Below are 20,793 nucleotides of genomic sequence, written 5' to 3'. Positions count from 1 at the left end.
AAACTTCTGCCGGGTCGATGGTCGCCGATCCCTCCCGCCCGCGGGCCGTCCCACAAATTGGGGGTATCCGCACACACCTCGTCGCAGCGACCTCGGACGCGCCCATGATGAATCGATCGCCGAGTGGACCGGCTCGGCCGACCGCCGGGTGCGGACCGACCTGGGGAGGTGGACGTGGAGCGACGCCGTGTCATCTCGCCGCGCGTCATCGCTGCTGCGCTGCTCGCAGCGGTGCTGGGCGCCGGCGCTGCGTGGGGGTGGGCCCAGCATCGCGACAGGCAGCACATCGCGACCGCGACGATCATGCTGCACCCGCTGGAGGGCAATGCCTACAGCCCCGGCGGGCGAGGAGACGACCTGCTCAACCTCGAGACGGAGGCGCAGGTCATGCGCTCCGACGCGGTGGCGCGGGCGGTGCTCGACCAGCTCAAGGAGCCCGGTACGCCGGAGCAGTTGCTCGCGCACGTGCAGGTGGCGGTACCGCCGAACACCCAGCTGCTGCAGATCACGACGACCGGTCCCGACGACGTCACGGCGGTCAAGCGGGCCTCGGCCTTCGCGGGCGTCTACCTCAAGTTCCGCCGCTCCCGCACCGACTCGGCCGTCTTCGACCAGACCTCCCGGCTCGAGGAGCTCGTCAAGCTCCGTGAGGGCGAACGCGACGCCGGCCTCAACCAGCTCAACAAGCTCGCGCCGGGCGCGCCCGACCGGACGCTCATCCAGCAGCAGGTGCAGGAGGTCGTCGTCCAGATCAGCTCGCTGCGCGCACAGATCGCCGCGGCGCAGGCCGTCGCGCTCGACCCCGGCCAGGTGGTGACTCCCGGACAGGTCGTGAGCGCGGGGCCGTGGGCCAACCCGACCAAGGTCAGCGGCATCGCCGGCCTGCTGGCGGCACTCCTCGTGCTCAGCCTCGCCGTCGTCCGCGCCACCCGCGCCGCACCCGACGTGGTACGGCGCCTCGAAGACCTCGCCGAGGTGGGCCCCACCCCCCTCGGCGAGCTCAGGTCCCCGGTCCGGGCCGACAGTGACGTGATCGCCCACGCGCGATCCGTGGTGCTCGCTGTCGGCTCGGACCGGCCCCTGGTCGTGGCCGTCGGGCCCGTGGCCGACGGGGCGTCGATCGCCTACCCGGCGCTCGTCGACTCCTTCGTCCGCGCGCGCTACGAGGTGGTCGCGGTCGACCTGACCCGCCACGCCGACCGTACGGCGGTGGCCGAGCTGGTCCTCCAGGACGCGGTGGTGTCCGACGTCCTCGTCGAGGACGGCCACTTCCGCAACCGGCTCAAGCCGCTCGAGTCGCAGGACGAGGTGTCCGACGACCTCGCCGACCTCGCCGCGTCGACCGAGATGCGGCACAGCCTGGCCGAGCTGGCCAAGCGGGCCGACCTGGTGCTGGTCCGCTCGCCGGGGTTCGGTACGACGGTCGGGCGGGCGGTCCTCGCCGCGTCCAGCGCCGTCGTGGTCGAGGCCCGGAGCGGAGCGACGACCGTGGCCGACCTGGCGGCCGTGATGGAGGAGGCGGAGCGCGTCCACACCGCCGTCGCCGGGCTGGTCCTGGTGCACGGGCGCGAGGGCGAGTCGTGACCGACGCCGACCGCGAGGCCCACCACCTGCGCGCGGTCGCGCGCGGGAGTGCGGCCACGCTGGTCGGCGCGATCATCAGCACCGTCGCGGGATTCGGCCTCGTCCTCGTGGTCACGCGGGGCGTCGACCCCGACACGGCCGGGCGCTTCTTCGCCGCCTCCGCGATCTTCCTCGTCGCCGAGGCGGCGGCCGGGCTCGGCACCGACACCGGCCTGGCGCGCTTCGTGCTGCGGACCGACGAGCCCGCCGTCGTACGACGTCTGGTGCGGATGGCCGCGGTTCCGGTGCTGCTCACCGCGTGCGGCCTGGCGCTCGTCCTCGGGCTCGGGTGGCCGGACACGCGCTGGCTGATCTGGGCTCTCCCGCTCGCCGCGACCGCCGACCTCTGCCTGGCGGCGCTGCGCGCGCATGCGATGTTCCGCGCGACCGTCCTCGTCGACCGGATCGTGCGGCCGGGCGTGCAGATCCTGCTGGTGCTGGCGGTCGTCGTCGCGCAGCTGCCGGGGGCGATGCTCGCGGTGGCGTGGGGAGCGGCGTACGCCCTGAGCGCGGCGCTCTCCGTCCGCTCGCTGCGCGGCATCCTCCGCGGCGTGGGCGAGCGGCCCGCGGGCGAGGAGGCGACGTCCTTCTCCCTGCGCGAGTACTGGGGCTTCACCTGGGCCCGCGCGGTCGCGCGGATCGCGCAGGTCGGCGTGCAGCGGCTCGACATCGTGATCGTCGCCTGGCTGCTGTCGCCCGGGCAGGCGGCCCTCTACACCGTCGCCACCCGCTTCGTCGTGTTCGGGCAGCTGGCCAACCAGGCGGTGTCGTCGGTGGTGCAGCCGCGGTTCACGATGATCCTCGCCGACGCGGGCGCCGCGTCCCCGGAGGCCAGGGCCGAGGGGAAGGCGCTGCTGAGCCGGGTCTTCTCGGTGACGACCTGCTGGAGCGTGCTGCTGGCGTGGCCGGTCTACCTCTGCGTCGCGGCGGCGCCAGCGGCCTACCTCGGCTGGTTCGGCGGCGCCTACACCGTCCACGAGGCCACGGTCGTCGCGCTGGTGATGGCGACCGGGATGCTCGTCGCGGTCGCGTCCGGCCCGGTCGACACGCTGCTGCTGATGACCGGCCGCAGCGCCCGCAGTCTCGGCAACACGCTGTCGGCGCTGGTCATCGACGTCGGCGGCTGCCTGCTGCTCGTGCCGCGGATGGGCATCGCGGGCGCCGCGCTCGCCTGGGCGGTCGCGGTGGTCCTGCGGTGCGCGCTCGCCGTCTACCAGGTCCGCGGGGACGTCGGGCTCTTGCCGGGTCTGCGCGGACTGCTGGTCGCGGCCGCCGTGCCGATCGTGTGCGTCGGCGTCCCGTTGACCGCGCTCGAGCTGCTCGTCGGCCTCTCGCCGCTGACCTGGCTGCTCGCGTCGATCGCCGCCGGCGCGGCGTACGTCGCCGTGGTGTGGCGACTCCGGGCCCGGCTCGCGGTCGACATGTTCGTCGCCGGACTGCGCCGCGGTCGCCGCCGGGCGCTGGTGACGGCATGATCCGCTCACTCGTGGGGCGGGTCCGCCGCCGGCTCCCCGCACCCGCCGTCCGCGCGGCACGGGCCGGGCTGCTCGGTTGGGGCTGGCTCACCGCCGACCTGCGCGAGCCGCCGGGCGTGATCGTCGTCGGCGCCCAGCGTGCCGGCACCACGACCCTCTTCCGGCTGCTCAGCGAGCACCCTCAGCTGCGCCGGCCGACCGTCGACAAGGGCACCGGGTACTTCGACGACGGCTATGACCACGGCTCTCGCTGGTACCGCGCGCACTTCCCGCTGCGTCGGCCGGGTCGGTGGCGCCGGACCGGCTTCGAGTGCAGCGGCTACTACCTCTTCCACCCGCTCGCCGCCGAGCGGATCGCGCGCGACCTGCCCGGCTGCCAGGTGGTGGCGATGGTCCGCGACCCCGTGGCCCGCGCCCACTCGGCGCACCGGCACGAGCTGGCCCGCGGCTTCGAGACGCTGCCGTTCGCCGAGGCGGTCGAGCGCGAGCAGGAACGGACCGCCGGCCACGCCGAGCTCCTCGCCGCCGAACCCGGCCGGGTCAGCTTCGAGCACCGGCACCACGCCTACCTCCAACGCGGTGAGTACGACGTCCAGGTGGCCCGCTTCATCGAGGCGCTCGGCCCCGACCGGGTGCACGTGGTCGACGCCGACGAGCTGTTCGCCGACCCGGTCCCCGTCTACGTCGACCTGCAGCGCCGGCTCGGCCTGCCGATCCACCGCCCCGACAGCGTCGGCCGCTGGAACGAGCGCCCCGGGGAGCCGCTCCCCGTTGACCTCGTCGACCGCCTGCGGCGGCACTTCGACGACCACGACGCTGCGCTCGCCGCGCTCATCGGCCGCGCTCCCAGCTGGCGAAAGGAATCACTGCGATGACCGACCTCCATGCCACCCGTGGACGCCACGCCGTGCTGTCGGCGCCGACCCGGCACCGGCTCGCGCGGGTCACCCGATGGCACCCCGGCACGCGCGAGGTCCGGCTCTCCCGGCTGCTGCTCGGCGGCCAGAACGGGATGACCGGGCAGCAGTTCGCGACCGCGATGGCCGACCCGCTGTGGCCCTCGCGGCGGGTGGTGGAGGGTCCGCACGCGGAGCTGCTGCGGCGCGGCCCGAGGCAGACCGACGAGCAGATCCTGCGGTCGTCGTACGGACGGATGGCGCGGACGACGGTCCGCGTCACCGGCCGCTACTTCGGCGCGACCGACGACGCGGGGGTCGTCGTCCAGGCCCGGCAGTTCCTGGCCCGCGCGTCGGGCGGCCTCAGCTCGGTGCCCACCGGAGACCTGCACTCGCCGCCGGGGCAGCCGGTGCTCGTCGTACCGATCGCCGACTCCGACTGCTACCAGGTCCTCGACGGGCACCACCGGATCGCGCTGGCCGCGGCGGCGGGGGAGAGCGGCATGCCCGTGCGGGTACGGCGCGGCCACGTCACCACCCCGCTGCAGGACCTGCTCGGCAAGATGTCGTGGATCAACGGCAACCGCGAGCTCTACCAGCCGGTGGACTCGCCCGAGCTGGAGGCGCTGTGGCCGATCGTGCGCTGCTGCGTCGACCGGCTCGAGGCGATGGAGGGCTTCCTGCGCAGCCGGGGGCTGCTCCACGGCAGCTATCTCGACGTCGCCAGCTGCTACGGCTGGTTCGTCGGCCAGATGGAGACACTCGGCATGAAGGCCGAGGGCATCGAGCGCGACCCGTTGGGCGCGACGCTCGGCCGGCTGATGTACGCCGTCGACCCCCACAGCATCCGGATCGGCGACGTCGTCGACGTGCTGCGCGGCACCACCGAGCAGTGGGACGTCGTGAGCTGCTTCAGCCTGCTGCACCACTTCGTGCTCGGCCGCGGCGCGTGCGACGAGATCGAGCTGGCCAAGCTGCTCGACAAGGCGACCCGCCGGGTGCTGTTCTTCGACACCGGTCAGGAGCACGAGCGCTGGTTCCAGAAGTCCCTGCGGGGCTGGAATCCCGAGCACATCCGGGAGTTCCTGCTCACCCACACGACCTTCGACGAGATCCTCGACCTCGGCCCCGACCGCGACGCCGTCGGCCCCTATGCCGAGAACTACGGCCGCCACCTCTTCGTCTGCGTGCGGGCGAGCGACCCGGAGCTCGACTGATGGGCACCGAGCTGCTCGACACGGCCGCCGAGCTGTGGCCCGGCGCGGACGTGGTGCCGGCCGGTACGGCGGGCGACGGCCGCCCGGTCCGTGCGCGCTATGCGGTGATCAGCCGCGGCGACACCCCGACCGTGCTGGTGCCGGTCGAGTCGTCGACGGCCGCCGGCGCCGCGCTGCGCCGGATCAGCACGGCGTCGTCGTGGTGGGACACCACCTCGCGGCTGGCCGCGGGAGCCGCGGTGCGGGCCGTGCCGGCGCTGCTGCGCACGCGGGTCGAGGTCCGCGGTGGGCACGACGGTCTGGCCGAGCACCTGTCCGCGGTGCTGGGGACGCCGGTGAGCTTCAGCATCAGCATCGGCACCGCCCGGGTGAACCGGAAGCCGGTGCTCCAGGTCTTCGACGAGCAGGGCCGCTGCCGCGCGTTCGCGAAGGTCGGCTGGTCGGAGAACACGTGCGCCGACGTGACCGCCGAGGGGCGGGCGCTGGCCGCCGTGACGGCGCACGACTACCAGCACGTCGTACCGCCTCCGCTGCTGGCGCGTACGTCGTGGGCGGGCCGCCCGGTCCTCGTCATCGGCCCCCTCGAGCCGTCGCCCTGGCGTCGCCACCGGCGGCTCTGGTCGCCGCCCGAGGAGGCGATGGCCGAGCTGTCGCAGCGGTTCTCCTCGCCCGACGGCAAGCTCGCCGACTCGGACTGGTGGCACCGCCAGTGGCAGGCGACCGGATCGCTCCCCGACCCGGTCGCGCGCGGCCGCTTCGGCCGCGCGATGGAGCAGGTCGCCGCGATCGCCGGGAAGCGGCCGCTCCAGTGGGGCGCCTGGCACGGCGACTGGACGCCGTGGAATATGGCGATCACCGGCGACAAGGTGCTGCTGTGGGACTGGGAGCGCTTCGAGACCGGCGTCCCGATGGGCCTCGACCCGCTCCACTACGTCGTGAATGCGCTCAACTCCGGAGCGCCGGCGTCGACCGAGGGCGTGGTCCGCGCGCTCCGGTTCGCGGCCTACCGCGACCGCAGCGTCGGCGGCGAGCCGCACGTGCTGAGCCTGCTCTACCTGGTCGCGATCCTGACCCGCTACCTCAAGCTCGTCGACGTCCCCGGCGGGGAGCACATCTCGCCGCGCGCGGTGCAGACCCTGATCGCACTCGAGCGCCTGACCCAGGTCTGAGAGGACCGGATCAGGCGCTCGGGTGGGGGTGACTCAGGCTGGATCAGCGATGAGTCAGGGGTGCATCAGGGGTGCATCAGGGGAGCATCAGGGGAGCATCGGCGAGCCCGCCAGCACCTTCGCGTAGGCGTTCTTCTTCGCGGTGGTGCCGAGCGTCCACGGCGCGACGCTGTTGAGCCCGCTGTCGAAGTAGCTGTAGGCGATGCCGCCGTACTGCTTCATCAGGTTGACGTCGTTGGCGATCTCGGTCGGACGGTCGACGATGCCCTTGTCGGTCACGCCGGTCTCGCCCAGGCCCCAGGCCACACCGACGCTCTTCGCCCAGGTCGAGATCTTCTGGTAGTAGGCGTTGAAGTCGGTCCACTTGGTGGTGGTGACACCGTTCTTGACCACGCCGTACTGCTGGTAGATGTCGAAGCCGGCGACGTCGATCTTGGTGTGCGGCCAGATGTTGGCGAGGCTGTACTGCGCGGCGCCGTAGAACTCGTGGTAGCCCATGAGGATCACGGTGTAGCCCACGTTCGGGGCGGTCGCGCGGACGATCGGAGCGAGGTGCTCCTGCATCCGGCGCCACTCCTGGATGTCACCGTCGCCCTCGGGCTCGTGGTGGAAGGCCAGCCAGACCGGGCCGTGCAGCGCGGAGAACTTCTGCGCGAGGTCCTTGACCCAGGCGTCGCCCTTGCCGTTGGCCATGTCGGTCCAGTTGTAGGGCAGCTTGAAGCTGATCCACGGCAGGCGGCCGGCGGCCAGGTCGGACGTCGCCATCTTCACGGCGCTCGCGACGCCGGTCGAGGTGTAGTACGTGCGGTGCACGGCGAGCTTGTGGCCGAGCTGCGACTCGAGCGTGGCCGGGTCGGTGTTGGAGCCGTGGGCCGCGCCGACGAAGGTGCCGCAGGACGGGATGCCGCGGGCGCTGACGGTGCAGCCGTTGCTCATCGTGCCGGCCGTGCCCGTGGGCGTGCTGACGGTGCCGCCGGTGGTGCCGGCGGAGCCGGAGACCGGGCTGCCGGCGACCGGCTTGCGGGCCGCGACGACGGACAGGTCGTCGACCAGGATCCGGTCGGTCGGCGTGATCTGCGGCGTCCGGAACCGGAGGGCCAGCGACGAGTCGCGCTTCGTGGTGGTGACGGCCAGCTTGACGCGGGTCCACGCGCCCGGCTTGGTCGCGACCTGGACGGTGCGGGTCTGCACGGCCTTCGCGGCGGCGACCTCACGAACGCGGAGGCCGACCTTGCGGGCGCCCTTGGTGCGCACCCAGGCGCTGACGACGTACTTGGTGCCGGCGGCGTGCGAGCCGGCGAAACGGTGCTTGCTCACGGTCGCGGCCGGGCCCTTGCCCGTGGACCGCAGGACCATGGCCCGGCTGTTGTTGCGGCCGAGGCCGGTGCGGGAGATCGACACCCGACTTCCCTTGACGGCGCTGAAGCCGTCGAGGTGCGACTCGAAGCTCCCGACGGGGAACGAGTCACTGGCTGGACGGCTCGACTGAGCCGGCGGCACGGCCGCGACGACTGCTACGAACAGTGCCGCGAGGACCGCTGCCACGAGGGTCCAACGTGTGTAGGTGATTGATTTCTCGGCGTACTGCAACGACGCCACCTCCCCGCATCCGGGGCCGTGGGGGAGCTCTCTCGCACGGCCCTCGTTCTCTCTTCTGGTCGGCACGATTGGAACCGGCTGAAGGGACCGAGGCAAATATGCTCCCCCAATTTAGGTATGAGTGTCATTCAGGTCTAGACGGCCTCGAGTGGCGCCCGGGGCGCGCTGGAACCGCCGACGGCGCGGATGCGCCTCGAACGCCGCCTGGGCGGTCTCTTTTTGGGGACGCCGAGGTGGGCTGCGCCACTTCACGGGCGTCCCGGACCGGTGTCAGATGCCGTGCCCGCGCCGGTGCGCGAGGTCCAGCAGCCGCTCCGCGCTCACCAGACGGAGCGCGACGGCGGCGGCCAGATAGGCCCGGGGCTCCCACGGGGAGGTCCGGGCGGTGCGGCCGGCCCAGCGCAGCGCCTCGGGGCGGCCGAGGGCGGCGAGAGCGAACGCCTTGCGCCCGAGCAGCCGCGCGAGCGCGCGGCGGTCGTCGCTGAAGTCGGGGTGCTTGGCCAGGCCGTAGTCGATGGCGGCGACGATGGTCGCCCACTGCCGCGAGAACTGCGAGCCGCCCCAGCGCACGCGCACCAGCGGCGCCTCGACCAGCCGGAAGCCGCCGGCGCCGGCGGCGCGGATCATCCAGTCGAAGTCCTCGCCGTAGCTGCCGGGGATGTCCTCGTCGACCAGCCCGATCCGATCGACCAGGTCGGCGCGGCGTACGAGCACGGTCGACGGGTGGGCGGCCATGGTCCGGTGGCGGACCAGGTGGCGCAGCTCGAGCTGGGCGGGCGTGGGCACGCGCGAGGTGGTGGTGCCGTCGTACGCGATCTGGATGCCGGTCACGCAGGTCGGCGCGGTCCCGGTCCGCAGCGCGCGCACCTGGCGCAGCAGCTTGCCGGGCAGCCACAGGTCGTCGTCGTCGCAGAACGCCACGAGCTCGGACGTGCCGGCGAGGATCCCGGTGTTGCGGGCGCCGGCGAGGCCCATCGTCCGCGTGTTGGGGACGACGTCGACCCGGCGCCGCGCGTCGGTCCGGGTCAGCGTCGGGTCGGGCTCCGACCGGTCGAAGACGACGATAACGCGGATCCGGCCGTCGTACTCCTGGGTGAGGACGGCGTCGATCGCCTCCCGCACCAGCACCGGCCGGTCGTGGGTCGCGATCACGACGTCGACGTCGGGCCACTCCTCGTTCATCGCCGTCACCTTCCTGCCGCCTCGGAGGCCTCGCTGACCTCGGGGGGGCCGGAGCCCTCGGCCGGCACGGGCATGCCGGCGATCCGCCACATCCGCCGCAGGTTGACGACCGTCGCGACGACGTAGAACGCCAGCCCCACGACGAGGCCGACGGCCGCGGGCCGGGGACCGGCCAGCGGGAGCAGTCCGAGCACGAGCGTCTCCGCCTCGACCGCCCACGGCACCGGGCTCATGCCCAGTCGCCGGCACAGGCGCAGCCACGGGCCGATCAGGGCCACGTCGTCGCGCAGGTAGAGGCGCGAGCCGCCGGAGCCGAACCCGGCCTCCGCGGCGAGGTGCTTGCGGTGCGCGAGCGTCCAGCCGTACGTCGCCAGCGTGGCCAGCAGCGCCACCGCGACCGCCGGCGGCGTCCGGTCCTGGGCGACGAGCCAGCCGGCCAGCGCGGCGTACCCGGCGGAGACGCACAGGACGTCGGTCGCGACGTCCAGCAGCGCGCCCCGGCGCGAGCTCGAGCCCTGGAGCCGCGCGACCTTGCCGTCGACGCAGTCCAGGAAGAACCGGAGCAGGAAGAGTACGCCGCCGATCCGCAGCCGCCCGGTGGCGAGGCAGACCGCGGCAGCGATGCCGAGCAAGCCGGATGCCAGCGTCACCCGGTCGGGCGTGACGGCGGGCCGGCGCGCCAGCCAAGCCGACAGCGGATCGGCCAGCGGGTCGATGACCAGCCGGGTCCAGACGTCGCGGGGTCGGTCTGTCATCGCTTGTCCCGCTTCGGCAGCCGTACGCCGACCAGCGCGCCGAGACCACCGAGGGCGAGACCGCTCATCAGCGGCACGCTGTGGTCGGCGCCGACCCGCTCGACCGAGCTCAGCCGGATCACGCTGCCCGCGTCCGGGCGGTGCGTGGCGAGGTTGTCGAGGGCGGCGCGCAGGTAGGTCCGCGTGGCCGCCCAGGCCGGGTCGTTCGGGTCGATCGAGAGCAGCCGCTCGTCGAGGCGACCGATCAGGGTCAGTCGGCGGTCCTCGAGATAGGAGCGGCGCTCGTTCAGGTACTCATCGGCGACGGCCCGGGCCGTCAGGACCGGGTCGTGCTGGAGGGACGTCGTGACCGTCACCTCGAGCACCGTCGACAGCGGCGGCGCGGAGATGGAGATGTCGGAGCGCAGCTCGGACGCGCTCATCCCCACCCGCTGCCCGGCCCGGCTCAGCGCCGACTCCGAGCGCAGCAGCGCGGCCTCGGTGTCGACGGTGGCCGGCGGGGGCTGCTTCACGACGGTGCTGCTCTCGCGGGCGAACTGGTGGGCGACCTCGCCGACGTCCAGATAGGTCGGGGACGGCGTCAGCGCCACGGTCACGGTGCTCGACTGCCGCGGCGCCTCGCCCGTGGTGATCGCGGCGCCGACGAGGGCGCCGACCATGCCGACGGCCGCGACGACCGTGACCGCCTTGCGGCCCGGCAGGTTCAGCGTGTTGCCGGTGCGCTCCTCGCGCCAGGCGAGCCCGACCGCGATCATCACCACCATCATCGGCAGGCCGAGGGTGTCGTACACCGTCAGCTGGAACAGGAACACCGCGACGACGAAGGTCGCCACGGTCTGGTTGAGCGTGCGACATCGCCAGGTACGCCGCAGGGACAGCACGAAGAAGGTGAGGAAGAAGAGGGTCCCGATCCAGCCCTGGGAGAAGAGGACGAGCCAGAGCTGGCCCTGGGTCCCCAGCGGCGGCACCCCGCACGCCGGGCAGGCGGGTGTCGCGCCGCCGGCGATCGAGGTGAACGTGCCGGCGACATTGCGCGTGCTGCCGAAGCCGACGACGGGCGATCCCGCGGTCATCGAGTCGACGGTCGCGACCAGCAGCTGCGAGCGCCGCTCGTTGCTGTGCGGGTGGTTGAGCCGCTCCTGGATCGTCGTGGCCAGCGGGGTCGCGGTCAGGACCACCCCGGCGATCACGACCATCACCACCAGCCCGGCGAGGGCGGTGTGGTTGCGGCGGCTCGCGGCGAGGATCAGCATCCCGACGCAACAGCCGCCGACGGCGATCCACAGGCCGCGGTTGAGGCTCCATACGATCGGGACGAGCGCGACGACCAGCACGACCGGCGCCAGCGCGCGCCACTTCGAGCGCATCGTCGTGATCGTCGCGACGAAGTAGACGAGGCCCAGCGACATCATGCTGCCCCACGTGTTGGTGAAGGCGAAGGGCGCCTTGGGCCGCGGCTCCGAGTCGCCCAGCACCTTCTGCACGTCCGCTGCCTCCGCCGAGACGAGGGTGCTCACGAAGCCGTTGCTGCGCAGGCCGTGGGGGAGCACCTGCTGCGCCAGCGTGGTGATCGAGAAGTCCGGTGAGACCAGGCCGAGGATGCCGCCGGCGATGGTGACGACGAAGACCACGGCCATCATCCGGTGAACCACGTGGTCGGGCAGCTTGTCCTTGGGGGCGTTGCCGATCCAGACCAGGACGACCGAGCACGCGACGTACCAGAGGAAGCGGTAGCCGAAGACCATCAGCCGGCCCGCGCCGCCGTCGTCCACGGCGCCGGGCGCGGCGGCCCAGAGCGTCCCGAGGCCGATCAGCGCCCAGGCCAGGAAGAGCAGCCACCACCCGAACCCCCGGGGTACGACGACCCGCCGGCGTCGCCGCAGGTCGCGCACCAACGGCACCGCCATGGCCAGCGGAACCATCGACGCGACACCGAGCACCCACCACACGGGCAGGCCGGCGATGCCGACCACGAAGCAGTGCCTGGCGACACGCCCCGGCCGGTCCTCCGGACGCGTGGTGGAGGTCATGCCTGCAAGGGAACCCCGGGCCTCGTCGTCCGCGGCTCACCAATTTTGGGTGACTATCGGCGCATGGCGGCACGGGCCGTTCGGGGGTCCTAGTGTCGGCTGAATCCCCCGTATTTCCGGTGTTCTACGCCGTCGTGCCTGGTAGGAGGGAGGGCGCCAGATGACGAGGATCACGGCCTTCCTGGCCTGTCTCGCGGTCGGGGTCGCGGTGGCCGTCGTACCGGCGACGTCGTCGTCCGCGACGACCGAGCCCGGTGGCGGCCTGGTCAGTGAGACACCCGCCGCGATCACTCCGCACGTGCTCAACGGCGAGGTGCTGTCGATCGCGGCGATCGGCCGCACGATCGTGCTGGCCGGCACGTTCACGCGGGTGCGCGAGTACAACGGCACGACCACCCTGATCCGGCACCGGCTGCTGGCGTTCGACTCCGTGACCGGGCGGATCAGCACCACCTTCCACCCCGACCCCGACGACGCGGTCGCCGTCGTGATCCCCGGACCGGCGAACACCGTCTACGTCGGCGGCGACTTCAAGCACATCGGCCTCGTGAAGAGGCACCGGGTCGCCCGGCTCTCGCTCGCCACCGGCGCGGTGATCGCGCGGTTCAACGCGGGGGCGGTCAACGGGACGGTCCAGGACCTCCGGCTCTACAAGCGGCGGCTGTACGTCGCGGGCGCCTTCACCAAGGCCGGCGGCCGGAAGCAGGGGGTGCTCACCACCCTGCGTCCGGCGACGGGCAAGGCGCAGCGCTACCTGCAGCTGGCGTTTCGCGGGGTGCACCGCCGCGGGCTCGGCGTGCCGATGGTCGTCAAGATCGACATCGCTCCCCGCCAGCGGCGGCTGGTTGCCATCGGCAACTTCCGTCGCGTCGGGCACCGGCGGCACGAGCAGATCGTCATGCTGCGCCTGAACCGCCGCGGCGCGCGTCTCGATCCCTTCGACGCGCCGATGTACCGGGCGACCTGCTCGGGCAGCTTCTTCACCTACGTCCGCGCCCTCGACTTCTCCACCGACGGCGCCTACTTCGTCGTCGGCACCACGGGTGGTGTCACCGGACCGACCACGCCGTGTGACACGGTCGCGCGCTTCGAGACAGGGTCGCGCGGGGCGGTCTCGCCGTCCTGGATCGACCACACCGGCGGCGACACGATCCTCTCCGTCGAGGCGACGCCGTCGGCGGTGTACGTCGGCGGTCACCAGCGCTGGTTCAACAACCCGAACGGGCGCAACAACGCCGCCCCCGGCGCGGTCAGCCGGACCGGCATCGGCGCGTTGAGCCCGGTCAACGGCCTGCCCTTCTCGTGGGATCCCACGCACCAGCTGGGCGTCGGCATCTTCGACCTGCTGCTCACGCCGACCGGTCTGTGGGTCGGGTCCGACACCGACCAGATCGCGCACACCTACCACCCGCGCATCGGGCTGCTGCTGCCCAACGGCCTGCGCTACCCGGCCGTGTCGACGCCGGTGCTGCCCGCGCTGACCTATCTGTCGCTGGGCGACGACCTGAGGGCACGCCGCTTCGACGGGCGCACGGCCGGCCCGTCGACCGAGCTCGCCGCGCAGCCGGACCAGCCGACCTGGTCGCAGGTGACCGGGGCGTTCATGCTGGGCGGCTGGCTCTACGTGGGCGCGCGCGACGGGACGTTCACCCGTCGTACCTTCGACGGGACGACGTACGGCGCGCCGCAGGCGGTCGCGACCTCCGACCGGATCGTGCCGCTCGCGGACTGGCACCGCGACCTGAGCGTGCTGACCGGACTGTTCTACGACCGCGGCCGGATCTACTACACGCTGCCGGGCTCGCGGGCCCTCTACTACCGCTACTTCAACCCCGAGAGCGGCGTCGTCGGCGCGGTGCGGCTGATCGCCTCCGGGCCCGCCGGCGCCTTCGACCCGCGCCAGGTCCGCGGGATGTTCGTGGCCGGCAACGCCCTCTACTGGTCGACGGCCTCGGGGGCGCTCCACCGGATGGGCTGGGTGCAGACGGCGCAGGCGGCGCGCGCGGCCGGGGTGGCCGCGACCGTCGGCGGCCCGAACGTGGACGGCGTGGACTGGTCGACAGGGATCGTCTTCGTCGGGCAGGGAACGGCGTCAGGCCGGGGCGGCTGAGTCGTGGCGACGGGGGTCGTCCTCGATCGGTACGTCCGGCGGGGGGTCGTGCTGCTGACACTGGGTGCTCTGGGGGCATGCAGTGGCTGTGGTGCGGACCGCGGTGCGGCGCTCTCGGCTCCGCCGTCACCGCGTGTCGACGGAGACATGACGGGCCTGGACCTGGCGCTCGACTTCGACCAGGTCGTCGTCCCGGGGGATCCGGTGCCGGGCGCCGAGAACGACGGGAAGGCCTCGGTGCGGGTCGAGGTGGTGACCGCGGGCGGGGGCCGGCTGATCTGGGTCGAGGGCCTCGGGGGCGGCGCGGCGGTGCGGACGCCGCCGCACTCGCGGACCGGGCCGGTGCGTGCCGCCGTCATGGTCGTCTGGCCGGACATCGGCCAGCCGGATCTGCTCAGTCCCGGCACGCACGACCTGGACTTCGGCCTCGACTTCCGGGCCGACCCGCCGACCGCGGGCCGGCCCGGTGACGACGGCGACAACCTGATGCAGCGCGGCCGGTTCGACGGCAGCGCGCAGTACAAGCTGCAGGTCGATCACGGCATCCCGTCGTGTCGGCTGGTCGGATCGCGTGGGGAGGTGCTGGTGAAGGCAACGAAGCCGGTGACACCGGACCGCTGGTATCGCATCAGCTGCGTCCGCCGCGCGGGTGAGGTGCGGCTGCGGCTGGACGACCTGCAGGGCGGCGAGCCACCTCAGAGCTGGGTCGTCGCGCGCGACCCCGGCAACGTCGCATTCCACCGCGAGCCGGTCTCGATCGGCGCGAAGGTGGGCGTCAGCGGTCGGATCGACGCCCGGTCGGCCGACCAGTTCAGCGGAGAGTTCGACCGTGTCCACGTCGACGTCCGGTGACGAGCCGGTCCGGCGCATCGCGCTGGTCGCCGAGCGCCGCCTGGTCGGTCAGGCGATCTCCGCCGCCCTGCAGGGCCGCGGCCTCGCCCCGGTGCTCTTCGAATGGCCGGATCGCGGCGGACGCCCGTCGTTCCGCCAGGCCATCGCCCGCAGCGGCGCCTCGGTCGGCGTCATCCTCTGCGACCTCCGCACCCCCGACCTGCTGCACGACGTCGAGGTCCTCGTCAGCCGCGGCCCGATCCGCTGGCTGGTCCTGACCGACAGCGACTTCGGCCCCCGCTGGGGCACCGTCCTCGCCGCCGGTGCCGCCGGCGTCCTGCCCACCACGACCACCACGGCCGGTCTCGCCCAGGCCATCCGGGACACCCTCGCCGGCCGCTCCCCGACCCCCGACGTCCTGCGCGAGCGCGCCATCCGCGAGTGGGAGGGCGTCGCCGACGAGCAGCGCACCCTCGTGCGCCGGATGGAGCAGCTCACCCACCGCGAGTACGAGGTCCTCGGCTCGCTGTACGACGGCCAGTCGGTGCAGCGCATCGCCAGCGCCTCGGGCGTGGCCGAGGCGACGGTGCGGAGTCAGGTGAAGTCGCTGCGCCGCAAGCTGGGCGTGGACTCGCAACTGGCGGCGGTGGCGATGTACCGGCGGGCGTTGGAGGTGTTCCCGCGGTCGCGGGTGTGACGGGGCGGCCGACGTCGTCGGCCTGGCCCCGTCGTACCCGGCATTCCTGCTGCTTCTGGCGCCGGAACCCGACAGTTCCGCCGGGTGAGACCGCTGAGGCGAGGCTCAGGCGGCCTTGGCCATCTCCTTCTTGGCCGCCGCGCTCTCCAGCAGGCGCTGCATGACGCGACGCTTGCGCTTGTCGGCGGTGGTCATCGCGTAGAGCAGCTTGAGCTGCGAGGGCAGGTTCTTGGCGTTGGTGGTGGCCAGCCAGCCGTTGGGGAACGACAGCCGGACGACGCGGTGCCAGGCGCTCGCGACCTGCTGCGGGAGCGGGGCGGAATGGTAGTTGAGGCCGTACTTCTCGAAGATCGCGCGCACCTGCGGGGCGACCTCGGCGTAGCGGCTGCTCGGGAGGTCGGGGAAGAGGTGGTGCTCGATCTGGTGGGAGAGGTTGCCGGTCATGATGTGCATCAGCTTGGAGCCGGAGATGTTGGCGGAGCCGAGCATCTGGCGGAGGTACCACTCGCCGCGGGTCTCCTTCTCCGGGATCGACTTCAGCTCGAAGGTCTCGACGCCCTCGGGGAAGTGGCCGCACATGATCACCGAGTGCGACCAGATGTTGCGGATCACGTTGGCGGTGAAGTTGGCGGCGAGCGCGGGCAGGAAGGAGCCGGTCGGGGCGGCGAGCGCCGGGTTGATGACGTAGTCCTTGGTGGCCTGCTTGCGGATCTTCTTCAGCGTGTTCGTGAGGCTCCGCTTGAACTCCTCGCTGCGCTTCTCCTTGGGGGTGCGCAGGTTGCGGCCGAGCTCGAGGTCGTAGGCGGCGATGCCGTACTCGAAGAAGCAGGCGTTGATGAAGTTCCACAGCGGCTGCGCGAGGTAGAGCGGGTACCAGCGCTGCTCCTCGTCGACGCGCATGATGCCGTAGCCGAGGTCGTTGTCCTTGCCCACGATGTTGGTGTAGGTGTGGTGGACCTCGTTGTGCGAGTGCTTCCAGCCGTCGGCGGTCGACGCGTTGTCCCACTCCCAGGTGGTCGAGTGGATCTTCGGGTCACGCATCCAGTCCCACTGGCCGTGCATGACGTTGTGGCCGATCTCCATGTTCTCGAGGATCTTGGCGACCGCGAGGCCGGCGGTGCCGAGCAGCCAGGCCGGCGGGAACGCGCTGACCAGCAGGACGGCGCGCGAGCCGAGCTCGAGCTTGCGCTGGACGTCGACCATCGTGCGGATGTAGGCCGCGTCGGTCTCGCCGCGGGCGTCGAGGACCGACTGGCGGATCGCGTCGAGCTCGGCGCCGAGCGCCTCGATGTCGTCGGGGGAGAGGTGCGCGGTCGGGTTCTGGGCCTTGTTGGTGATCGTCGTCATCGCGGGGTCCTCAGCGTCTCTCGGGGTGGTCAGTGGTCGAAGGTGCAGTCGCCGGCGGCGGCGCTGATGCAGGTCTGGATCTTGACGCCGTCGGGGTGGGTCTCCCCGGGGACGGCGACGGTGAGCTCGCCGTTGCGCAGGTCGCGCACGGCGCCGGACTTCATGGGCAGGACGCAGCCCATGCAGATGCCCATCCGGCAGCCGCTCGGCATGAGGACGCCGGCCGACTCGGCGGCGTCGAGGATCGGGACGGAGCCGTCGGTCTCGACGCTCGCGGCGGAGCCGCCGGCGAAGGTGAGCGTGCCGCCCTCGGCGGCGACGTCGACGACGGTCGGGCGGAACCGCTCGGTGTGGAGGGTCAGCCGGCGCTCGCCGTAGTAGGCCTCGAGCGTGTCGAGGAGGCCCGCGGGGCCGCAGGCGTACGCCGTCCGCTCGGCCAGGTCGGGGACCTCGGCCTCGAGGTCGGCCATGGTGAGCAGGCCGTCGGTGTCGGTGTGCCGCTCGACGAGGCGGAGTCGGCCGGCGTCGGCGTGGGCGCGCAGCTCGGCGCCGAAGATGACCTCGTCGCGCTTCATCGCGGAGTGGACGAGGACGATGTCGTAGGCGGCGCGAGCCGCGGCCTCGTTGCGCGAGTAGAGGTTGCGCAGCATGCCGATGACCGGCGTGATGCCGGAGCCGGCGGTGATGAGCAGCAGCTTCTGGCGGCTGCCGGACTGCGGCGGGGTGAGGACGAAGTCGCCCTCGGCCTGCGCCAGCTGGAGCATCTGGCCCGGACGCGCGGTGCGCACCAGGTGCTGGGAGACCGCGCCGCCGGGGATCGCCTTGACGGTGATCGAGATCCGGCCGTCGCGGCGGGGGCCGTGGGTCAGCGAGTAGGTGCGCCACAGGCGGACGCCGTCGACGTCGACGCCCACGCGGACGTACTGGCCGGGGATGTGCCCGTTCCAGTCCTTGCCCGGCTTGAGCACGATCGTCGCCGCGTCGGCGGTCTCGGACTCGACGGCGACGATCCGGCCCTGGAGGCCGGCCTGGGCGCCGTTGCGCAGCGGGGCGAAGTGGTCGAGGAGGTCGTCGACGGACAGCGGGGTGACCGCCGCGTCGAGCAGGGAGCGCAGGCCGGTGCGGAGCCGGGTGGGGCGCACGGTGTCGGTCGTCGTACTCACACCTCTAGAGTCCCAGTCGATCGCGCTAAACTCATGTCCAGAGCCGGTGAATCTACTCGGTGGTTTTGTTCGCAAAAGACAAAGCGAGGCGAGATGTCCCGACGAGTGGTGCGCCGGCCACGGTCCGACGAGGCAGTCCTGCTGCCGCCCGAGACGGTGGCGGCCATCCGGGCCGAGCTGCCGGCCGTCGCCGACGACGTCGTCGACCAGATCATCCAGGAGGTCCCCGCCTACGAGGACGCCTTCGGCGGTCCCATGGGCGAGACCATTCGCGGCGCGGTCCAGGTCGCGCTCGGCGGCTTCCTGTCACTGATCAGCGACAAGCGCGGCCCGGACGCTCTCGCTCCGCGTTCCTCCGCCGTCGACGGCGCCTACCAGCTCGGCCGTGGCGAGGTCCGCAGCGGCCGGACGACCGACGCGCTGCTGTCGGCGTACCGGATCGGCGCGCGGGTCTCGTGGCAGCACCTGTCGGCCAAGGCGGTCGAGCAGGGCCTCTCGCCCGCCACGATGGCGTCCTTCGCCGAGCTGGTCTTCGCCTACATCGACGAGCTCTCGGCCGCGAGCGTCGCCGGGCACGGCGACGAGTCGGCGTCGGAGGGGCGGATCCGGCAGCGGATGACCGAGCGGCTCGCCCGCCACCTGCTCGCCGGCGCCCCCGAGGCGACCGTGCTCGCGTCGGCCGAGCGCGCCGAGTGGAGCGTCCCGACCACCCTGACCGCCGTCATCGTCCCCGAGTCGCAGGTCGGCGCGGTGCAGCCGTCGATGCGCCGCGGGACCCTCCAGGCCGCCGACCTCCCCGAGCTCGACGGCGCCGTGCTGCTGCTGGTCCCGGACGCCCACGACCGCCGTCGTACCGCGCTGCTGCGGGCAGTCCGCGGCCGCGACTGCCTGGTCGGCCCCGCGCGCGACTGGCTCGACGTGCGTGCGTCGTACGACCGGGCGTTGCGGGCGCGCGCCCTCGGCCTCGCCGGCGACACCGAGGCCCACCTCCCGCGCCTGGTCCTCACCGCCGACGCCACCGCCCTCGCCGACCTGCGCCGCCAGGTCCTCGCGCCGCTCGACGAGCTGCGCCCCGCGACCGCCGCCAAGCTCCGCGAGACCTTGCGGGCCTGGCTGCTGCACCAGGGACGGCGCGACGACGTCGCCTCCGCGCTGTTCGTGCACCCGCAGACGATCCGGTACCGGATGACCCAGCTGCGCGAGCTGTTCGGGGACCGGCTGGAGGACCCGGACGCGGTGCTGGCGCTGACCATCGCGCTGGCGGTGGAGGAGGGGTGATCGGGGCGTTCGGGGTTGCTACAGAGTGCAGTTATGTAGCATGTGGGCCATGGATGGCTTCGAGGTCGCGCTCGTCGTGGCGCTGCTCGTTTTCGCGGCGTGGTACGGCCGGCCGTCGCATCGATCGCTGTTCCGCGCGGGGCTGGGCTTCGCGTACCGCTACCGGCTGTTGATCGACGACGACTTCGCCGCGCTGGTCATGCGCGCCGAGCGGTGGGCGTGGCGCGCGCACGCGTTGGTGCTGGCCGTGGCCGCGGTGGTCTTCGCGATCGCCTTCCAGGCGCCGTACGACAACGTCATGGCGGTGCTCCCACCAGTGGGCGCGGCGGTGGTCGCCGCGCGGTTCGTGGTCGGGGTCGCGTGGGCCGGCAGAGAGTTCCCGGTGGCGCCGGGGCGCCCGAGCGTGGCGCGGGTGCGCGTGGTGCGGCCGAGCGACCTGGTGCATCCGGTGGCCTGGTGCTGCTTCGTCGTCTGGTTCGCCAGCGCCCTCGGCGCGATCGTCGTCGGCATCGACCGCCACCAGCCTGCGGCCGCCGTCACCGGTGCCACGGTGGCGCTGACGGTCGTGGCCGCGGTGGCGGTGATCATGGCCTGGTGCCGGCGACCCGAGCCGGCCGCGGATGCTGCCCATCTGTTCCTCCAGGACGCTTGGCGGGCCAGCCGCATCCAGCAGTCTCTCTTGGAGCTCGCTGTCGTCGGGTGGGTGCTTGCACAGGTCACCTACCACGGGTTGGGGCCGGAGTCGGGCGGATGGCAGTACCTCCCCCTGGCCTCCGGGTGGGCGCCGCTACTGGCGCTCGCCGTCGGCCGCGACCGGTTCCGCCGGCGGCTGTGGCCCGAGCTTCCGGCCACGCAGGTCGTGGTGGTCGGCGCGACCCCGTGATCACCGTCGACCCGGCGGGCGCGCTGCCGCCGTTCGAGCAGATCCGCTCGCAGCTCGCCGAGCAGATCGACGACGGGCGGCTGCGCGCCGGTGACCGGCTGCCGACCGTCCGCCGCCTCGCCCAGGACCTCGGCGTCGCGGCCAACACGGTCGCGCGCGCCTACCGCGAGCTCGAGTCCGCGGGGCTGATCGAGACGCGGGGGCGGGCGGGCAGCTTCGTGGCCGGGTCGGGGGTGGAGCGGGCGGCGCGCGAGGCCGCGATCGCGTACGTCGAGCGGGTGCGCGCGCTCGGCCTCGACGATCGGGCCTCGCTGCACCTCATCGAACGGTTGCTGGGGCCGGGGGCGCGGGCCACGCCGGAGTGACCGGCGGGAGCGTGGCGAGCGGGAAGATCGGCTTCGTGGCCGCCTGCCTCGCCGACCCGGCACAAACTGGCTCGCGAGATGCGTCGACCCGGCGGAAACTTCTGCCGGGTCGATGATCGTCCGCGCCCCACAAGCAGCCGGGCCGGCCACCCCGGAGGGTGACCGGCCCGAAG

The 20,793-nt window shown here is 72.8% G+C and carries 17 protein-coding genes; 11 read left to right on the top strand and 6 right to left on the bottom strand.

Annotated features, from left to right (window positions below; translation table 11 throughout):
• The first annotated feature begins 174 nt into the window (after positions 1-174).
• Genes AB4880_RS21240 through AB4880_RS21220 form a run of 5 tightly spaced genes read left to right on the top strand, consistent with a single transcriptional unit; the run spans position 175 to position 6,380 of the window.
• Positions 175-1,584 carry a YveK family protein gene (locus AB4880_RS21240; RefSeq protein ID WP_367921207.1) on the top strand — a complete coding sequence of 470 codons (1,410 nt, stop codon included), beginning with the start codon at positions 175-177 and terminating at the stop codon, positions 1,582-1,584.
• A complete protein-coding gene (locus AB4880_RS21235; RefSeq protein ID WP_367921206.1) occupies positions 1,581-3,098 on the top strand; it encodes a lipopolysaccharide biosynthesis protein in 1,518 nt (505 codons plus the stop codon). Before AB4880_RS21240 ends, AB4880_RS21235 begins: the two co-directional genes overlap by 4 nt.
• The gene (locus tag AB4880_RS21230; RefSeq protein WP_367921205.1) at positions 3,095-3,973 is read left to right on the top strand and encodes a sulfotransferase family protein; all 879 of its coding nucleotides are present in this window, start codon (positions 3,095-3,097) and stop codon (positions 3,971-3,973) included. The genes AB4880_RS21235 and AB4880_RS21230 overlap by 4 nt, the downstream gene beginning before the upstream one ends.
• Positions 3,970-5,211 carry a class I SAM-dependent methyltransferase gene (locus AB4880_RS21225; RefSeq protein WP_367921204.1) on the top strand — a complete coding sequence of 414 codons (1,242 nt, stop codon included), beginning with the start codon at positions 3,970-3,972 and terminating at the stop codon, positions 5,209-5,211. The genes AB4880_RS21230 and AB4880_RS21225 overlap by 4 nt, the downstream gene beginning before the upstream one ends.
• The gene (locus AB4880_RS21220; protein ID WP_367921203.1) at positions 5,211-6,380 is read left to right on the top strand and encodes an aminoglycoside phosphotransferase/kinase family protein; all 1,170 of its coding nucleotides are present in this window, start codon (positions 5,211-5,213) and stop codon (positions 6,378-6,380) included. Before AB4880_RS21225 ends, AB4880_RS21220 begins: the two co-directional genes overlap by 1 nt.
• Positions 6,381-6,467: 87 nt before the next feature.
• On the opposite strand, the gene AB4880_RS21215 is transcribed toward AB4880_RS21220, so the two are convergent.
• The 4 genes from AB4880_RS21215 to AB4880_RS21200 form a co-directional block, all read right to left on the bottom strand.
• Positions 6,468-7,880 carry a cellulase family glycosylhydrolase gene (locus AB4880_RS21215; RefSeq protein ID WP_367921242.1) on the bottom strand — a complete coding sequence of 471 codons (1,413 nt, stop codon included), beginning with the start codon at positions 7,878-7,880 and terminating at the stop codon, positions 6,468-6,470.
• A gap of 369 nt (positions 7,881-8,249) precedes the next feature.
• On the bottom strand, positions 8,250-9,161 hold the full coding sequence (locus AB4880_RS21210; RefSeq protein ID WP_367921202.1) for a glycosyltransferase family 2 protein: 912 nt from the start codon (positions 9,159-9,161) through the stop codon (positions 8,250-8,252).
• 5 nt (positions 9,162-9,166) lie between these two features.
• Entirely contained in the window at positions 9,167-9,916 is a 750-nt protein-coding gene (locus tag AB4880_RS21205) for a CDP-alcohol phosphatidyltransferase family protein (RefSeq protein WP_367921201.1), read from the bottom strand.
• A complete protein-coding gene (locus tag AB4880_RS21200; protein ID WP_367921200.1) occupies positions 9,913-11,946 on the bottom strand; it encodes a hypothetical protein in 2,034 nt (677 codons plus the stop codon). Before AB4880_RS21200 ends, AB4880_RS21205 begins: the two co-directional genes overlap by 4 nt.
• Before the next feature lie 160 nt (positions 11,947-12,106).
• Between AB4880_RS21200 and AB4880_RS21195 the strand changes: the two genes are divergently transcribed.
• The 3 genes from AB4880_RS21195 (at position 12,107) to AB4880_RS21185 (ending at position 15,584) form a co-directional block, all read left to right on the top strand.
• Positions 12,107-14,056, top strand: a complete 1,950-nt coding sequence (locus AB4880_RS21195) for a hypothetical protein (protein ID WP_367921199.1) — start codon at positions 12,107-12,109, stop codon at positions 14,054-14,056.
• A gap of 147 nt (positions 14,057-14,203) precedes the next feature.
• Positions 14,204-14,908, top strand: coding sequence for a hypothetical protein (locus AB4880_RS21190; protein ID WP_367921198.1), 705 nt, complete (start codon positions 14,204-14,206; stop codon positions 14,906-14,908).
• On the top strand, positions 14,886-15,584 hold the full coding sequence (locus AB4880_RS21185; protein ID WP_367921197.1) for a helix-turn-helix transcriptional regulator: 699 nt from the start codon (positions 14,886-14,888) through the stop codon (positions 15,582-15,584). Before AB4880_RS21190 ends, AB4880_RS21185 begins: the two co-directional genes overlap by 23 nt.
• 105 nt (positions 15,585-15,689) lie before the next feature.
• Here the strand turns inward: AB4880_RS21185 and AB4880_RS21180 are convergent, their stop codons facing one another.
• Entirely contained in the window at positions 15,690-16,931 is a 1,242-nt protein-coding gene (locus AB4880_RS21180) for a fatty acid desaturase family protein (RefSeq protein ID WP_367921196.1), read from the bottom strand.
• Positions 16,932-16,960: 29 nt separating this feature from the next.
• Positions 16,961-18,094, bottom strand: a complete 1,134-nt coding sequence (locus AB4880_RS21175) for a ferredoxin reductase (RefSeq protein ID WP_367921195.1) — start codon at positions 18,092-18,094, stop codon at positions 16,961-16,963.
• A gap of 93 nt (positions 18,095-18,187) precedes the next feature.
• Here AB4880_RS21175 and AB4880_RS21170 point away from each other — a divergent pair, with 93 nt between their 5' ends.
• Genes AB4880_RS21170 through AB4880_RS21160 form a run of 3 tightly spaced genes read left to right on the top strand, consistent with a single transcriptional unit; the run spans position 18,188 to position 20,620 of the window.
• Positions 18,188-19,372, top strand: coding sequence for a PucR family transcriptional regulator (locus AB4880_RS21170; protein WP_367921194.1), 1,185 nt, complete (start codon positions 18,188-18,190; stop codon positions 19,370-19,372).
• 49 nt (positions 19,373-19,421) lie between these two features.
• Complete coding sequence (locus AB4880_RS21165; RefSeq protein WP_367921193.1) at positions 19,422-20,255, top strand: hypothetical protein; 834 nt, start codon at positions 19,422-19,424, stop codon at positions 20,253-20,255.
• On the top strand, positions 20,252-20,620 hold the full coding sequence (locus tag AB4880_RS21160; RefSeq protein WP_367921192.1) for a GntR family transcriptional regulator: 369 nt from the start codon (positions 20,252-20,254) through the stop codon (positions 20,618-20,620). The genes AB4880_RS21165 and AB4880_RS21160 overlap by 4 nt, the downstream gene beginning before the upstream one ends.
• Positions 20,621-20,793: the final 173 nt, after the last annotated feature.

The organism is Nocardioides ginsengisoli (genome assembly GCF_039537225.1).
GTDB lineage: Bacteria > Actinomycetota > Actinomycetes > Propionibacteriales > Nocardioidaceae > Nocardioides > Nocardioides ginsengisoli.
The sequence above is the reverse complement of the archived record's forward strand: the minus strand, read 5'-3'. Positions and strand labels throughout refer to the sequence as shown.

What these genes read in the sequence shown, in the direction of transcription:
- AB4880_RS21230 (WP_367921205.1), top strand. Translation starts at nt 3,095, where the DNA reads ATGATCCGCTCACTCGTGGGGCGGGTCCGCCGCCGGCTCCCCGCACCC.
- AB4880_RS21225 (WP_367921204.1), top strand. Translation starts at nt 3,970, where the DNA reads ATGACCGACCTCCATGCCACCCGTGGACGCCACGCCGTGCTGTCGGCG.
- AB4880_RS21220 (WP_367921203.1), top strand. Translation starts at nt 5,211, where the DNA reads ATGGGCACCGAGCTGCTCGACACGGCCGCCGAGCTGTGGCCCGGCGCG.
- AB4880_RS21210 (WP_367921202.1), bottom strand. Translation starts at nt 9,161, where the DNA reads ATGAACGAGGAGTGGCCCGACGTCGACGTCGTGATCGCGACCCACGAC.
- AB4880_RS21205 (WP_367921201.1), bottom strand. Translation starts at nt 9,916, where the DNA reads ATGACAGACCGACCCCGCGACGTCTGGACCCGGCTGGTCATCGACCCG.
- AB4880_RS21200 (WP_367921200.1), bottom strand. Translation starts at nt 11,946, where the DNA reads ATGACCTCCACCACGCGTCCGGAGGACCGGCCGGGGCGTGTCGCCAGG.
- AB4880_RS21195 (WP_367921199.1), top strand. Translation starts at nt 12,107, where the DNA reads ATGACGAGGATCACGGCCTTCCTGGCCTGTCTCGCGGTCGGGGTCGCG.
- AB4880_RS21190 (WP_367921198.1), top strand. Translation starts at nt 14,204, where the DNA reads ATGACGGGCCTGGACCTGGCGCTCGACTTCGACCAGGTCGTCGTCCCG.
- AB4880_RS21180 (WP_367921196.1), bottom strand. Translation starts at nt 16,931, where the DNA reads ATGACGACGATCACCAACAAGGCCCAGAACCCGACCGCGCACCTCTCC.
- AB4880_RS21170 (WP_367921194.1), top strand. Translation starts at nt 18,188, where the DNA reads ATGTCCCGACGAGTGGTGCGCCGGCCACGGTCCGACGAGGCAGTCCTG.
- AB4880_RS21165 (WP_367921193.1), top strand. Translation starts at nt 19,422, where the DNA reads ATGGATGGCTTCGAGGTCGCGCTCGTCGTGGCGCTGCTCGTTTTCGCG.